Source organism: Pseudomonas sp. FW305-E2, from assembly GCF_058782925.1.
This window is the reverse complement of record NZ_JBYSYE010000004.1, coordinates 125,178-139,482: the sequence shown is the minus strand read 5'-3', so window position 1 is coordinate 139,482 and position 14,305 is coordinate 125,178. Positions and strand designations below refer to the sequence as shown.

The window sequence follows — 14,305 nt, the reverse complement described above, 5'->3', positions numbered from 1 at the left end:
TGAAGACTGTAGCGTCAGGCTGACGCCTAGCTATCTACCACCTGTTCAGAACAGCAGTAACTGATGGTCGGTAAGGCGCGCGAAATCATCGCCGACAAAGGGCAGGATGGCGTCGGCCACCGGCAGTAGCTGACGGCTGATGTAGTGATCGTAATCGATCGGTGCCTGCAGGTTTTCCAGCGGCTCAGGGCCGGCGGTGGTGATCACGTAACTGATCCAGCCACCACGCTGGTACTGCAGAGGGCGCTGCAGACGCTTGTTGTAGTCGTCGGCAAGGCGTGCGGCACGCACATGCGGCGGCACGTTGCGCTGGTAATCGGCCAGCGGGCGACGCAGGCGCTTGCGATAAACCAGCAGTTCGTCCTGCTCGCCCGCCAACGTTCGCCGCACGTACTCGCGGACATAATCACGGTAGGGCTCGCTGCGGAACACTCGGCCGTAGAGTTCCTGCTGGAACTGCCGGGCCAGCGGTGACCAGTCGGTGCGCACCGATTCCAGGCCCTTGTAAACCATCTCTTGCGAACCATCGGCCCGCTGCACCAGGCCGGCATAGCGCTTTTTGCTGCCTTCATCGGTACCGCGGATGGTGGGCATCAGGAAGCGTCGGTAATGCACCTCGAACTGCAGTTCGAGGGCGCTCTGCAGGTTCATGGTCTCGTGCAGATGGGCTTGCCACCATTGGTTGACCTTTGCCACCAGCTCGCGGCCGATGCGCGCCGCGTCTGCCTCGGCGTGGGCCCCCTTGAGCCAGACAAAGGTGGAGTCGGTGTCACCGTAGATCACATCGTAGCCACACGCCTCGATCAGGGACCTGGTCTGGCGCATGATCTGGTGGCCGCGCATGGTGATCGAGGACGCCAGGCGCGGGTCGAAGAAACGGCAACCGCTGGAACCAAGCACGCCATAAAAGGCATTCATGATGATTTTCAAGGCCTGTGACAGCGGCGCATTGCCCTCGCGCTTGGCCGCTTCCCTGCCCTGCCACACCCGTTCGACGATGGCTGGCAGGCAGTGCTGCGTGCGTGAAAACCGCCCACCGCGAAAACCCTCGACCGAATGTGCGTCGTCAGGCTGGCGCAAGCCTTCGATCAGCCCGACCGGGTCGATGAGAAAGGTCCGGATGATCGATGGGTACAGGCTCTTGTAGTCCAGCACCAGCACCGAGTCGTAAAGCCCTGGCCGCGAATCCATGACAAACCCGCCGGGGCTGGCTTCGTCAGGGCGGCTGCCAAGGCTGGGCGCGACAAAGCCAAGGCGGTGCATCTGTGGAATGTACAAGTGACAGAACGCGGCTACCGACCCACCGCTGCGGTCCACGGCCAATCCCGTCACCGAGGCACGTTCGAGCAGGAAGTCGAGCAGCCGGGTATGGGCGAAAATGCGCGTGACCAGTTCGCAGTCCTTCAGGTTGTAGCGCGCCAGGGCCGGTTTGTCTTCGGCGAAGCGGCGATTGATTTCGTCCATGCGTTGGTACGGTGTGTCGATGGCCTTGCCTTCACCCAGCAGGGTCTGGGCAACGTTCTCCAGGCTGAACGAGGCAAAGCTCCAGGTGGCCGAACGCAACGCCTCGATGCCATCGATCAGCAGCCGCCCCGGCGCATCGGCGAAGACATGGCCGCCACCGGCATGGCTGCGCAGGGTCATGACCGCACCGTTGCGCCCCAGCGTTAGTGGCACCTGCAACGACTTGGCATGCTCATGCAGCAGGCGCAGGTCGAACTGCACCAGGTTCCAGCCAATGATCGCGTCCGGGTCATGCCTGGCCATCCACTGGTTGAGCCGGGTAATCAAGGCGGCGCGATCAGCGCAATACTCCAGGTCGAAGTCAAGCCCGGTGGCATCGCCGTTGGCCGGGCCGAGCATGTACACCTGGCGCTGACCACAGCCCTCCAGCGCGATGCTGTACAGCTCGCCACGCTCGCTGGTCTCGATGTCCAGCGACACCAGGCGCAGCGCCGGGCGATAGCCTGGCTGCGGCTTGAGCTGGGCGTCCCGGTAAACGCCCTGCGCATCCGGCTGACCAGTGAACTGCACCGGCGCCGTGATGAAGCGCTCCATGAGATAACGCTCCGGCGGGCGGATATCGGCCTCGAACACGTCGATACCGGCCGTGCGCAGACGCTGCTCCAGTTGCATCAACTGGCGATGCTGGCGGGTGTAGAGGCCGAGCATTGGGCGATGCTCGAAGTCCTTCAGGCGCAGTGGCTTGAGCTTGGTCCCTGCTTCGTTGGCCAGCAGCACACGGGCATGCTCGGCCTGCGCCTGAGGAATGAAAGCCACCGACTCCTGCGCCGCCAGCCGCAACAGCCGGGGCCCGGCATCGGTGGCCAGCCAGAACTCCACGCAGGTGCCTTCCGGCGTATCGTGCCAGTGCCGGGTCAGGACAAAACCCTGCTGCAACTCCACTGCGTCGACCTCTGGATTGTCTGTAGAGGGCGTTATTCTACCTGTGTCGTGCGTGGCATGAGTGTTTTAGCGCCTCCCCGCCACAAAACCGCTCCCCCGCCCGGCCACGGCCAGCAGCCAGGCCAAGGCGATCAACCCCAGCACCACCCCGCCAAACCACGCCACGCCGGCCCCAGCCAGCAGCAATCCGCCAATGATTCCGCCCAGGGCAATGGCGCAGTTCCACACCGTCACCAGCATCGACTGCGCCACATCACCACCCTGGCCTGCGGCGTCGGCGCACGCTGTCTGCAGCAGGGTCGGGGCGCCGCCATAGGTCATTCCCCACAAGGCGATGCTCAGGTACACAAGCCACGACGATGCCTGCCCCAATGCCAGCGTGGCCAAGGCAAAACCGGCCAGGCTCAGCAATACCAGCTTGCGCAGGTGCCGGTCGACCAGCAGCCCTACCAGGCCGATCCCGGCCAGCGCCGACAGACCAAACACCATCAGCACCGGGCCAATGTCCGCAGCCATGCCAGCCGCCACCAGCAACGGCACGATATAGGTGTAGAGGATGTTATGGCCAAGGATCCAGGTGAGGATCACCAGCAATACGATCAACACCCCTGGCGTGCGCAATACCTGCATGGCCGCCGGGCGCTTGCCGGCAGCCTGCCCCGGGTAGTCCGGCACGGATCGCAACACCCACACCACCAGCAGCGACGCCACCAGCGTGACGACCACGAACGTCGCGCGCCAGCCCAACCCTGCCCCCAGCCAGGTCGCAATCGGCAAGCCGAGCGACAAGGCAATCGGCTGCCCGAGCATGGCCAGCGCCATGGCCCGGCCCTGCAACGGTACCGGCACCATGCGCCGGGCATGGCCAGCGATCAGGCCCCATGCCAGGCCGGCCGCAGCCCCCGTGAAAAAGCGCAGCACCAGGGTCAGGCTGTTGGAGTCCGACAGGGCCGTCAGCCCGTTGAACAGCACGAAGCCGATGATCGCCAGCAACAGCGCCCGGCGCCGATACCAGCCTTGGGTCAATGTCACCAACGGGATGGCGGTCAGTAACGAGCCCAAGGCATACGCCGTGACCCATTGCCCAGCCATGGCCTGGCTGATGTGCATGCCATCGGCGATCTGGTCGAGCAAACCCGCCGGCAAGGTTTCGCTGAGGATGGCGATGAAACCGGTCATGGCCAGCGCCAGCAGCCCGCCAACGGGCAGACGTTCGTTGCTGGCAGCCAGCACCGGTGCGGAAGATGTCTGGGACATTGCAAATGCCTTGAGTGAGAAACGAGGCGAACAGTCTGCAAGACCAGGCCATTGCGGAAAAAGACGGTTACAATGCCGCTCACCCAGGACATCAGCGTCCGCAATCAGGAGTGCGACATGGACAGCCTCAGCGGCTTCGTGGTCTTCAATCGGGTGGCTGAAACCCGCAGCTTCGTTGCCGCCAGCCAGTCACTGGGGATCAGTGCTTCGGCAGTGGGCAAACGCGTGGCGCGCCTGGAAAGCCGCCTGGGCGTGCGCCTGTTCCACCGCAGCACACGCAGCATCACCCTCACCGCCGAGGGCACGATGTTCCTCGAACGCAGCCGGCGCATCCTTGCCGAAATCGAAGCCACCGAGCAGGAGCTGTCGCAGGCCAGCGAAACGCCGCGCGGGCGCCTGCGGGTGAGCATGCCGCAGGTGACCAGACTGGTAATGCCGGCACTGGCCGAGTTCATGGCACTGTACCCACAGGTTGAACTGGACCTGGACTTCTCCGACCGCATGGTGGATATCGTTGGTGAAGGCTTCGATGTGGTGATGCGCGGCGGGCAGCCGGTGGACTCCCGGCTCAGCGCCAAATTCCTCGGGCACTTTCAGCATCGCCTGGTAGCCTCGCCCGAGTACCTGCGCGAACGCGGCACACCGTTGCACCCACGCGACCTGGCAGCGCATACCTGCCTGCATTATCGCTTCCCCAGCAACGGCAAGCTGGAAACCTGGCCGCTGCGCCAGGAGCATCCCGAGCAAGCCTATGACATCCCCATCTCGATGGTCTGCAACCACGTCGAAACACGCGTCTGCTTTGCCTTGAACCACCGCGGCATTACCTGTCTGCCGGACTTCAACGTAGGTCGCGAGCTGGCCAATGGCTCACTGGTCAGTGTCCTCGACGACTTCATGGAACGGCGCGGCAGCTTCTATCTGCTGTGGCCGTCCGGGCGGCAGATGCCGCCAAAGTTGCGGGTATTCATCGACTTCATGCTCGCTCGGGTATTCAACCGTACAGGTAGTTGATGTCCTTGTAGGCCAGCGGCGGTACCTGGCCGAGCAGGAAGTCACGCAGCTTGTTCATTTGCCGCGCTTTTGGGCTGGCCTTGAGCCAGGTCATGTAGTAACCGTCGCCGGTGGCCACGGCATGCTTGAAAGGCGTGACCAGGCGCCCGGCGGCCAGGTCGGTGCTGGCCAGTACCAGATCGACCACTGAAATGCCTAAGCCCTGCTGGGCGGCCGATATGCCCTGGTCGAGGGTATCGAACACCTGCCCCTGGTCGATGCTGATGTCCAGCGCATCCATTCGCGCCAGCCAACGCCGCCAGTCACGCCGGTCGGGTGACGGGTGCAGGAACTCGCATCGGGGCAGGTCGGACAGTTGCGGTTGTGCCTGCGTCATGTAATCCGGATGACATACCGGAATCAGCCATTCATCGAACAGCTTGAAACTCTCGATATCGGCGGGAAAACGCCCGCTGGCCAGGAGAATGGCGCAGTCGTAGGGCTCGGAATAGAAGTCCACGCTGTCGATATCCATCCACACACTGGACAGCTGCACGCTGCAGTTGTCCTCGACCTTCTTGAACGCATCCAGCGCCCGCAGCAGCCAGCGCACCGTGAGCGTGGACGGCGCCTTCAGGCGCAGGCCGTAGCGATCCTGACGCAGCAGTGCGCAGGCATTCTCGATGATCTTGAAGCCTACCTTCAGCTCTTGCGCAAGCAGGCGGCCGTGCTCGGTCAGGCTCAGCTTCGGGCCCCGACGTTCGAACAGGTCGCAGCCAAACAGGGCTTCGAGGGTCTTGATGTGGTGGCTGACGGCGCCCTGGGTCAGGGCCAGCTCCTCAGCAGCGCGGGTGAAAGAGCCATAGCGAGAGGCCACCTCGAAGGCACGCAGCGCGTGCAAGGCCTGAATTCGTTCCGACATGGCGGCGTCCCGAGCATGAGTAAGACTAATAGTAGGTCATAACTCCACGCGTTTTACAACGACAGGAGCGTCTCGGAAAATGCCGGTAAATAACAAACATAACCAAGATCCTGCCTGCATGTGACTGGAACGTTCACTTAAATCAACGCCTGGGGAAATCATGTTTACGGGATATGGAAATTGCTATCGCCTGGATGCGCTGGAGCTCGCCGCTGAACATGGACACACCATGCAACACTGGACGTTCAAAACCATAGAACACTTTCGCAGTATTCTCGCCAACCCCGAATTCCCCTGCCTGTTCGGCCGCAAGGCGGTAAACGGCGAAACCTGCCACATTCTCTTCGCCCGCGCCGAGCAACTGGCCGATGATATCGCACAGGGCCTGGCCAATTATGTGCGCACCGTCGCACCGATCGCGCCCAAGCAGCGCATCGGCAGCCCATTGGTGGTGTTTCTCGAAACCGCCGCCGGCAGCAGCCTGGCCGAGCAACAGGCCTTGGCCTGGAAGGTACTGCGCGGCGTGCATGCGCGCGACCCGCACCCTTGGCCTCAGGGCATCCCGACCGATCCCGACGATACCGGCTGGTCGTTCTGCTATGCCGGCATGCCGCTGTTCATCAACATGAACTTCCCCGGCCATCAGCAGATGAAAAGCCGCAATCTGGGCCAGCACATCACCTTCGTCATCAACCCGCGGGAGAACTTCGACGAAGTGGCCAATGCCAACACCGAGAGTGGCAAGCGCATCCGCGAGCGCATTCGCGAGCGCGTGCACCACTACAACGACGGCGTTGTGCCCGACACCCTTGGCTTTTTCGGCGATACCGACAACTACGAGTGGAAGCAGTATCAACTGCAGGAGGCAGGCTCGCTCAACCCGTCACGCTGCCCCTTCCACGCCCATGCCGCACACCAGGCGACACCCGACATACTGATCGAGAACTGACCGTGAATACCGCACTCACCGCCACCTACGCCCTCACCGTGCTGCTACTGATCGCCACTCCCGGCCCGGTGGTGGCACTGATCGTCAACACTGCGGCCGCCTCCGGCTCGCGCAAGGCCATGTTCACCGCCGTCGGCACCAACTGGGCATCACTGGTGCTGATCGGCGCGGCAGCGTGGATCATCCTCACCAGTGCCGCCATCGACAAAACATGGCTCAGCACCATGAGCCTGCTGGGCTGCCTGTTCATCGGCTACATTGCCATGGGCACGTTGAGGGACGCCCTGCAGGCACCCGCGTCAGACGCGGCGAGCGAGGCCCCCAAGGCTGGGCGCGGCGGGCTGATGCAAGGCTTCATGGTGGGCATTTCCAACCCGAAGGACATCATTTTCTTCATCGCCTTCTTCCCGCAGTTCATTCAGATCACCGAATCGTTCGGCAAGAGCATGGTGGTGCTGTCGCTACTGTGGGTGGCCATCGATTTCGCCGTGCTCAGCCTGTACATCTTCGCCATCGGCAAGATCGCCTCGCAGCGCAGCAACCGCATCATCAGCCTGGCCTCGGGCGTCGCCCTGCTGCTGATCGCCGCCGGCGGCCTGCTGTACAACCTCAAGGAACTGGCGGCCTGAATCTGCTGCAAAGTACCCGGCTCAAGCGAAGGAGAGACCATGACCACGACTGATGCGCGCCCGTCTCCTTCGCCGCTGCAGCAGGACTACCAGCGCTTTCTCCTGCTGGGCAGTCGCCGTGCCCCCTATATGCTGCATGTGCACGAAACCGGCTACCGCTCCGGCACCATCAACACCGATGCACTTGGCTTGCGCTACAGCCATTGCGCCGGCAAGCGCTTTTCGGCGGCCGAGCACGGTGGTGCGTCGCGCATCAACCTGCTGGTCGGCGGCTCCACAGCCCTGGGCATCGGCGCCAGCTCCGACGAACACACAGTGGCCTCGCACCTGTCGATGCTCACGGGCGAAGTCTGGCTGAGCCTGGCCGGCTGCGGGCTGAACGCCACCCAGGAATTGATGATGTTCCTGACCCACCAGCACCGCCTTGGCCAACTCGGCCATGTGGTGGTGCTCAGTGGCCTCAACAGCCTGGCCCACGAAGCCCTGTGTGAAGTCCTCGCAGGTACCAACGACCCGCAGCACGCCAAGGCCTACCAGGCCTTTCTCAACAGTTTCAGCGAAGGCATGCAGCCCTGCGCACCGCCCCGTCGGCAGTCGCTGTGGCGGCGCATCGGCCAGGCGCTGACCCCTCCCGTGGTCACAGCCCCGGTCAGCTGGCCACTGTCCTCCCCGGAAAAACGACTGGCCCGTGCCGCCGACAACATTGGCCGCACCTTGCGCCAATGGGACCGTCTGCTGGCAGACAGCCACGCCACGCTCACCTTCATCCTGCAACCGCTGCTGCCCTGGTGCCGGGATACCCTGCCCGCCGGCGAGCAAGCCATGCTGACCGCGCTGCAGCAACAACCGGCCAACTTCGACCGGCTGCTGGAGGGGGCATTCGACAGACAGTTGCATTCGGCATTTTTCCGCCGTATCAAAAGCCAGGCCGACCCGGTGCCCTGCTACGACATGAACTGCATGCTCGACAGCTCGCCCGTGTTCGGCGCCGACCTGTTCATCGACCGCCTGCACCTGAACGATCTGGGCAACAATGCCTTGGCCAAGGTGATCACCGCCAAGCTTGGGCTGGCCCAGGAAAAACATGCCCAGCGCAAGGTCACGCCGATCAAGCTCGTCTGACAGTTGTCGGGTGGTCTTTCGGCCACCCCCTTAGGGTGGCTAGAATACGTCGTCGTTACGATTTGCCCGAGGCGCACGTTTGACCGCCATGAACACCAAAGCCGTCCATCCGTACTTGGCCACCCATGGGGTTTGCCTGTGAGCCTTGTGCGACGCCTGCCCCCGCTGTTGGCTGCGCTGATGCCACTGGCCGCGCAAGCGCTGGAGGTACGCATCGACCCTCATGCCGACCTGCTCTACCGTCAGGCCTTGCCGCTACTGGAGCAGGCCGACAACCAGGACGACGCTGCCAGCACGCTGCGCACCGCAGTGGGCGGCGACCCTGAGCTTAGCCGCCAGGGCCAGGCCATGGCTCACACCTTGCCGACAGCGGTTGCCCTGCTGAAAAAATCGGTAGCGCTTGGCCACCCGGTCGCACAGTACCGTCTGGCGCTGTATTACATGACGTACCTGCCCGCCGCGCAAATCCCGGAGGCCGCCTGCCCGTTGCTCGAAGCCAGCCTCCAGCAGGGGTTTGCCGCACCGGCGCCCGCCATCGCCACCTGGTGCCAGCCCTACAACGTCAGCAGCGAGTACCGTACAGCGCTGGAGGCCATCCCCAGCATGGCCACCGTGTACGCCCCCTACTACCCGCAACCGGCCACGCGCTTGGCCTGCAACCGCAGCCGGCCACAAGGCCTGGAAATGCTGTGGGGGCGTCAGCGCGACTACCAGGCCGAGGTGTACCGCCTGCTTGGCGACCTCGACCCACAGCAGCGCACGAGCCTGCTGCAGAAAGCCGTAGACATCAATGGCTGCGCAACGGCGCAACAGCTGCTGACCAGCCGCCCATAACCCAGGGTCATTCGGGGCCGCCTTGCGGCCCTGTTGTCAGTTGGCCACTGAGGTTGAGACGAACACGCCTCGACCAGCAAGATCGTTCAAGCCATCCCCTGCCCCGTCTGTCATGCTGGCCTGCCTCGTAGCCGTCATGCAGCCATCATGCCCCACATCGCCCGCCAAGCCTTTCTTCACGGCGCCATTGCCATTCTCCCGTTGTCCCTGGCCGTTGCCCCTTGGGGCCTGCTGGCCGGTTCCATGGCCATCGAGGCCAACCTCAGCGCCTGGCAGGGGCAGGGGCTGTCGGCCATCGTCTTCGCCGGCGCCGCGCAGCTGGTGGCCATTGGCATGCTCAAGGGGGGTGCCAACCTGGCATCGATCCTGCTCACCACCCTGCTGCTGACCTCGCAGCACCTGCTGTATGGCCTGTCGATGCGCCCGGTACTGTCCAACCAGCCGCTGCGCTGGCGGCTCGGCCTGGGCTTTCTGCTGACCGACGAATTCTTCGCCCTGACCAGCCAGTACGACCAGCAGCAATTCAACCGCTGGTATGCCTTGGGGGTGGGCCTGACCTTTTACATCGCCTGGAACCTGTTCACCCTGGCCGGCATACTGCTGGGCCAGAACATTCCACACCTGGACCAGTTCGGCCTGGATTTCTCCATTGTCGCCACTTTTGTCGCCCTGATCGCGCCGCTGGTGCGCAACCTGGCCACCGTGGTGTGCGTAGCCGTGTCGCTGTTCTGTTCGGTGCTGTTCAGCTACTGGCACTGGGAAACCGCCCTGGTGGTCGCAGGCCTGCTGGGCATGTGCGCCGGGTTCATCTGCCAGAAATTCGCCGGAGCCCGCGCATGACCTGGATCCTGATTTTCGCCATGGGCGCCATCGTGTTCCTCAACCGCTACGCATTCCTGGAGCCGCGCCTGCCCCTGCGCCTGAGCTCGAATGCCCGGCAGTTTCTCGGCTTTGCCGTGCCGGGCATGCTCACCGCCATCTGCGGCCCGATCATCTTCATGGCCGACCACCAGCTCAACCTGAGCGTGCTCAACCCCTACCTGCTGGGCTCCCTTGTGGCCATCGCCCTGGTACTGTTGACCCGCAGCGTATTGCTGAGCATGCTGGTGAGCATGTTGATCTTCTTCCTTCTGCGCAGCTGGCTGGCATGAGCCCGCCTTTGCGCGAGCAGACACACCTCTGGCAGGCGCCAGCGCTTGGCGACGTCGAGATGCTGCACGCTCGCTACTACCAGCAGCGCTTCGCCCCGCATGTGCACGAAGGCTATGTATTCACCGTGATCGAGTCGGGCGCCCAGCGCTTCTGGCACCGCGGCAGCGAGCACCTGGCACCGGTCGGCAGCATGGTGCTGATCAACCCCGACGAACTGCATACCGGCGCTACGGCCCATGAAGCCGGCTGGCGTTATCGCGGCTTCTATCCCGAGCACGAGCGGGTGACCGGTGTGCTCGACGAACTGGAACTGGGCCGCCACGGCATGCCCAGCTTCAAGGACAGCGTGATCCATGACCCGGCCCTGGCCCTCGCGTTCAGCCAGCTGCATCAGTTGTCCGAAGCCAGCGCCAGCGCCTTGCAGCAGCAGACGGCCTGGCGCCAGGCGGTGCTGGCCCTGGTGCAACGGCACGGGCAGTGCGCCGAGCCTTCGGCCCCTGGCCACGAACCCCTGGCCGTAGCCCGCGCCCGCGAACTGCTGGAAAGCCAACTGGCCGACCCGCCCTCACTGGAAGCGCTGGCGGCAGCAGTCAACCTGTCGCCGTTCCACTTCGCCCGGGTGTTCCGCCAGGCCACCGGACTGCCACCCCATGCCTGGCTGAAGCAACGCCGCCTGGCCCGCGCCCGCGAAATGCTGAAGCACGGCCTGGCCGCTTCGCAAGTGGCGTTCGACCTCGGCTTTGCCGACCAGAGCCATTTGAGCCGGCAGTTCAAGCAAGCCTATGGGGTGACCCCGGGGGCGTATCGGCAAGCCTGCGTTCACTCTGCTCTGCGCGCGTGAAAGGGCGGCAGCGCCCTCTCCAACTTGCGTCTATACGCCAGGCCCAAGCTATGTACGGCTGTCGACATCTGGGCCACGTCCTTTCATGTTCCAGCGCACTGGCGCGATGAATAACATGAGCGTCATCCAGATAAAGGTTGCCGGCCCCGCAAGCACGAAGACCAAACTGGCAATCAATCCTGATACGGCATCACCCATCACGGCGGTGAAGTAATAGAGGGAAAAATTCCTGCCCACTTCATGCTCCCTCGACAAGCACTGGATGTTGGTCACGATTGCGATATCGACAAATGCACCAATGAAGCCAACCAGGAACAGAATCAACAGGAACAGCCAGTTATTGAATTGCAGCGCCACTGCTGCAGCAAAAAATAGCCCGCCATAGAGCATCCAGTAGCGCAGCACCATTGCTGCGGTTGTACGAGGATTGAAGCGCGTGTAAAGCATGCCCCCCACCACCGTGCCTGCCGCAAGCAGTGAAAACACGTATCCAACCGCCGCTTCAGAGGCGAAGTGCTCCAGCACCGATGCTGGAAGGATAAAGCGAATCACCGACGTGGCGAACATCGCACAGAGTGTGGTGCAGCCAATGACAGCGAACAACGGCGCATTGCCGGCCCTCAACTGACTCACACTGCTCGCCGCATCCCTGATTATGGCGCACCCATCGAATGCCTGTTGGACACTACGCCTGGCAGGCGTCAGGGTAGCGATACAAATGGCCGACACGACAAGGCACATTGCAAAAAACAAGAAAGTGGCTTCTCGAGACAGCAGTAACACACAGGCCGAAAAGACCAGCGGCCCGAGGATCGAGGCGGCGTCCTCGATCACCTGGATACCGCTGTTCACCGTGGCTAACTCATCCTTTTCGACAAGGTCCGGAAAGTACGCGCGAAACGTGGGCACATAAAGGCATTCGAGCGCTGTCATGACCATTGCGAGGCCCACCAACGCAAGTAATACTGGCGTGAACACGCTGAACAAGGCAAAGAAGGAAAGTGCCAGCAGGCCTTTTGTCACCTCGATTGCTAATAGTGTGTGTTTCTTGTTGGCGTTATCTGCCAGCCAGCCACCCAATGGCGAAAACACCACACTTGGCAAGTAACGAAAAAAGTAGGCGATGCCGATCAAAAGCATATCCGCATCTGTGATGAACACGATCGCCACGGCAAATGCAGCCTCGAAGGCAAATTCACCACATTTGGAAAAGCTGTAGCCCAGCGACAGCGAACGCGTTCCGGGGTTAAGGCGCAATGCCAGCATTAGCGGGTACTTCCTGGCGACATCGCTCCTGAACACTCGGATTGTAGATTCATATGGGCACTCCTTTGAGCCGATTGAGATTGCCAAATATTGGCCAACTCAATCTAAGACTCGGCCAGGATTGAGCTCAACATGAAAGTTGTAACAACGCCGATGCTTTCTGCAAGCGAAAATCAGAAACCCGGAATTCTCCTACAACAACCATGCTTTGAATGCAGACCCGACGGCATTTTCCCGACTGTGCAGTTGAGCACTTCAACAGGTCACGTTCAGAAACCGAGCCCTGAATCCCTTGCACGGCACGAGCATCAACTTTAAACATGCTGTTTATAAGTAACGAGTTGTTACTGCGCCGCGAGAGCAGCCACTGGCAGCTGCCGCAGCGCACCTTGCAAAGGCCGCAAGAGCCTGGCCAACCCTCTGCTACACTGACAAGGCTGAATGGAGGATCCTGTCATGTCCGAAAGAGAGCTCACCACCCTTCTGTCGTTGATGAACCAGCGCCAGGCCTGTCTGAGCAGTGCCTGCAAGGAGATTGCCGACTGGATCGACCGGCAGGGCGATGTGCCCGCCGCCGGCAAGATCCGCGCTAGCCTGAAGGCACTGGAGGCCGATGAGGCCCAGGTTCGCAAGACCCTGACGTCGCTGACCCTCGACAGACCGCTGCCGCGCTTTCGTAGCTGAAAGGCGCAGTTGAAAAGAAAAGGGCCGCTGAACGCGGCCCTTTGATCTGTCAGTGGTTCATGTGCATGTGATCATGCCCACCACCCGCGTCGGCGTTGAGCGCACGCACTTGTGCCTGAACGTCCAGGGTTTCCTTGGCGCCCTTGGCATCCTCGATGGTCAGGGTCAGAGGCACTTTGTCACCCTCCTTCACCTGATTGTGCAGGCCCATCAGCATGACATGCAGGCCATTCGGGTCCAGGGTCACTGCCTTGCCGGCTGGCAATTCGACAGCCTTGACCTCACGCATGCCCATCACGTCACCGTTCATGGTCATCTCGTGCACCTGCACGGTCTTGGCCACGGGCGAAGCCACGCCCACCAGCTTGCTGTCGCTGCTGGCAGTCAGGACCATGAACGCACCGGTGGACTGCTGGTGCGGCACGCTGGCACGCACCCAGGCATCACTCACGGTGGTCTGGGCCAGGGCCGGCAGGGCCAGCCCCATCAGTACCAGGGCAGCCAAACCGCGTTTGATCGGTTGCATCGACATTCAGCAGATCTCCATCAGGGTGACCAGATCTTCGGCGCATTCCTTGGCGTTCAGGGAATGGCCCAGGCTCAGGCGCAGGGTGCCACGTGTATCGTAGACGTAGCTGGTGGACGAATGAGAAATGGTGTAGGTGTCTCCGGCCGGAACCTTCTCGTAGAACACCTTGAATTCCTTGGCCACCGCGGCAATTTCCTCGGGGGTGCCGGTCAGCGCGGTGAACGTCGGGTCGAAGGCCTTGACGTAGGCATCAAGCACCTCGGGCGTGTCGCGCTCCGGGTCCAGGGTGATGAACACCACCTGGAACAGGTCGCGGTCGCGGCCCCTCAGCAGCTTGCGAATCTGCGCCGCCCGCGCCAGCGTGGTCGGGCAGACGGCCGGGCACTGGGTGAAGCCGAAGAAGACCATCGGCATGCTGCCGTAGAAGCTCGACAGGGTGCGCACGTTACCTTGCGGGTCTTTGAGGCTGAACTTGCGCCCGAGGATTTCGTTGCTCATGTTCTTGCCGTACTTGAACTCGAGCCCCCGGGCCGGGCTGCAGCCTGCCAGCAGGCCAAGCCCGAGAACGCCCATGCCGGCGACAACCGCACGCCGGGTCAAAAGATCATTCATGAAACCATCCTTTACAGGGAAGGTGCCGGCCCTCGGGACGGGCCGGTCGAAAAACCGGGGCATTCTGGCATGACACCCAGAGGGGTTCTACCCGACCATGGCGGGTATG

The 14,305-nt window shown here is 62.5% G+C and carries 15 protein-coding genes; 9 read left to right on the top strand and 6 right to left on the bottom strand.

What is annotated here, in order from left to right; all coding sequences use genetic code 11:
• Positions 1-45: 45 nt before the first annotated feature.
• Together AC3WLP_RS05770 and AC3WLP_RS05765 are read right to left on the bottom strand one after the other, a co-directional pair.
• Positions 46-2,406, bottom strand: coding sequence for a DNA polymerase II (locus AC3WLP_RS05770; RefSeq protein ID WP_088512886.1), 2,361 nt, complete (start codon positions 2,404-2,406; stop codon positions 46-48).
• A gap of 66 nt (positions 2,407-2,472) precedes the next feature.
• Positions 2,473-3,663, bottom strand: a complete 1,191-nt coding sequence (locus AC3WLP_RS05765; RefSeq protein WP_088512887.1) for an MFS transporter — start codon at positions 3,661-3,663, stop codon at positions 2,473-2,475.
• A 117-nt stretch (positions 3,664-3,780) separates the two neighbouring features.
• On the opposite strand from AC3WLP_RS05765, the gene AC3WLP_RS05760 reads away from it, so the two are divergent.
• A complete protein-coding gene (locus AC3WLP_RS05760; protein ID WP_014591618.1) occupies positions 3,781-4,677 on the top strand; it encodes a LysR family transcriptional regulator in 897 nt (298 codons plus the stop codon).
• Here the strand turns inward: AC3WLP_RS05760 and AC3WLP_RS05755 are convergent.
• Positions 4,658-5,578: a LysR substrate-binding domain-containing protein gene (locus AC3WLP_RS05755; protein WP_012052942.1), complete on the bottom strand. Its 921-nt coding sequence runs from the start codon at positions 5,576-5,578 to the stop codon at positions 4,658-4,660. The genes AC3WLP_RS05760 and AC3WLP_RS05755 overlap by 20 nt on opposite strands.
• A gap of 160 nt (positions 5,579-5,738) precedes the next feature.
• Here AC3WLP_RS05755 and AC3WLP_RS05750 point away from each other — a divergent pair, with 160 nt between their 5' ends.
• The 7 genes from AC3WLP_RS05750 (at position 5,739) to AC3WLP_RS05720 (ending at position 11,105) form a co-directional block, all read left to right on the top strand.
• Positions 5,739-6,527, top strand: a complete 789-nt coding sequence (locus AC3WLP_RS05750) for a YqcI/YcgG family protein (protein ID WP_014753794.1) — start codon at positions 5,739-5,741, stop codon at positions 6,525-6,527.
• Between the two features lie 2 nt (positions 6,528-6,529).
• Complete coding sequence (locus tag AC3WLP_RS05745) at positions 6,530-7,156, top strand: LysE family translocator (RefSeq protein WP_003250434.1); 627 nt, start codon at positions 6,530-6,532, stop codon at positions 7,154-7,156.
• A 39-nt stretch (positions 7,157-7,195) separates the two neighbouring features.
• Positions 7,196-8,278, top strand: coding sequence for a hypothetical protein (locus AC3WLP_RS05740; RefSeq protein ID WP_014753795.1), 1,083 nt, complete (start codon positions 7,196-7,198; stop codon positions 8,276-8,278).
• A gap of 138 nt (positions 8,279-8,416) precedes the next feature.
• On the top strand, positions 8,417-9,112 hold the full coding sequence (locus AC3WLP_RS05735; protein ID WP_088512888.1) for an SEL1-like repeat protein: 696 nt from the start codon (positions 8,417-8,419) through the stop codon (positions 9,110-9,112).
• 147 nt (positions 9,113-9,259) lie between these two features.
• Entirely contained in the window at positions 9,260-9,952 is a 693-nt protein-coding gene (locus AC3WLP_RS05730) for an AzlC family ABC transporter permease (RefSeq protein WP_088512889.1), read from the top strand.
• Positions 9,949-10,263 carry an AzlD domain-containing protein gene (locus AC3WLP_RS05725; protein ID WP_004573763.1) on the top strand — a complete coding sequence of 105 codons (315 nt, stop codon included), beginning with the start codon at positions 9,949-9,951 and terminating at the stop codon, positions 10,261-10,263. The genes AC3WLP_RS05730 and AC3WLP_RS05725 overlap by 4 nt, the downstream gene beginning before the upstream one ends.
• Complete coding sequence (locus tag AC3WLP_RS05720) at positions 10,260-11,105, top strand: AraC family transcriptional regulator (RefSeq protein WP_003250425.1); 846 nt, start codon at positions 10,260-10,262, stop codon at positions 11,103-11,105. The genes AC3WLP_RS05725 and AC3WLP_RS05720 overlap by 4 nt, the downstream gene beginning before the upstream one ends.
• A gap of 48 nt (positions 11,106-11,153) precedes the next feature.
• Here AC3WLP_RS05720 and AC3WLP_RS05715 read toward each other — a convergent pair whose 3' ends face one another.
• Entirely contained in the window at positions 11,154-12,371 is a 1,218-nt protein-coding gene (locus AC3WLP_RS05715; protein WP_088512890.1) for an MFS transporter, read from the bottom strand.
• A gap of 456 nt (positions 12,372-12,827) precedes the next feature.
• On the opposite strand from AC3WLP_RS05715, the gene AC3WLP_RS05710 reads away from it, so the two are divergent.
• A complete protein-coding gene (locus tag AC3WLP_RS05710) occupies positions 12,828-13,055 on the top strand; it encodes a hypothetical protein (RefSeq protein ID WP_003250422.1) in 228 nt (75 codons plus the stop codon).
• 49 nt (positions 13,056-13,104) lie between these two features.
• On the opposite strand, the gene AC3WLP_RS05705 is transcribed toward AC3WLP_RS05710, so the two are convergent.
• Both AC3WLP_RS05705 and AC3WLP_RS05700 read right to left on the bottom strand, forming a co-directional pair.
• The gene (locus AC3WLP_RS05705) at positions 13,105-13,587 is read right to left on the bottom strand and encodes a copper chaperone PCu(A)C (protein WP_019752020.1); all 483 of its coding nucleotides are present in this window, start codon (positions 13,585-13,587) and stop codon (positions 13,105-13,107) included.
• Positions 13,588-14,196 (bottom strand): SCO family protein, encoded by a 609-nt coding sequence (locus tag AC3WLP_RS05700; protein WP_003250418.1) that lies wholly within the window; start codon positions 14,194-14,196, stop codon positions 13,588-13,590.
• Between the last annotated feature and the right edge of the window lie 109 nt (positions 14,197-14,305).

Bases quoted from the DNA above. Each gene is read 5' to 3' on its own strand.
- AC3WLP_RS05765 (WP_088512887.1), bottom strand. From the start codon at position 3,663: ATGTCCCAGACATCTTCCGCACCGGTGCTGGCTGCCAGCAACGAACGT.
- AC3WLP_RS05760 (WP_014591618.1), top strand. From the start codon at position 3,781: ATGGACAGCCTCAGCGGCTTCGTGGTCTTCAATCGGGTGGCTGAAACC.
- AC3WLP_RS05755 (WP_012052942.1), bottom strand. From the start codon at position 5,578: ATGTCGGAACGAATTCAGGCCTTGCACGCGCTGCGTGCCTTCGAGGTG.
- AC3WLP_RS05750 (WP_014753794.1), top strand. From the start codon at position 5,739: ATGTTTACGGGATATGGAAATTGCTATCGCCTGGATGCGCTGGAGCTC.
- AC3WLP_RS05740 (WP_014753795.1), top strand. From the start codon at position 7,196: ATGACCACGACTGATGCGCGCCCGTCTCCTTCGCCGCTGCAGCAGGAC.
- AC3WLP_RS05730 (WP_088512889.1), top strand. From the start codon at position 9,260: ATGCCCCACATCGCCCGCCAAGCCTTTCTTCACGGCGCCATTGCCATT.
- AC3WLP_RS05725 (WP_004573763.1), top strand. From the start codon at position 9,949: ATGACCTGGATCCTGATTTTCGCCATGGGCGCCATCGTGTTCCTCAAC.
- AC3WLP_RS05720 (WP_003250425.1), top strand. From the start codon at position 10,260: ATGAGCCCGCCTTTGCGCGAGCAGACACACCTCTGGCAGGCGCCAGCG.
- AC3WLP_RS05715 (WP_088512890.1), bottom strand. From the start codon at position 12,371: ATGCTGGCATTGCGCCTTAACCCCGGAACGCGTTCGCTGTCGCTGGGC.
- AC3WLP_RS05710 (WP_003250422.1), top strand. From the start codon at position 12,828: ATGTCCGAAAGAGAGCTCACCACCCTTCTGTCGTTGATGAACCAGCGC.
- AC3WLP_RS05705 (WP_019752020.1), bottom strand. From the start codon at position 13,587: ATGTCGATGCAACCGATCAAACGCGGTTTGGCTGCCCTGGTACTGATG.
- AC3WLP_RS05700 (WP_003250418.1), bottom strand. From the start codon at position 14,196: ATGAATGATCTTTTGACCCGGCGTGCGGTTGTCGCCGGCATGGGCGTT.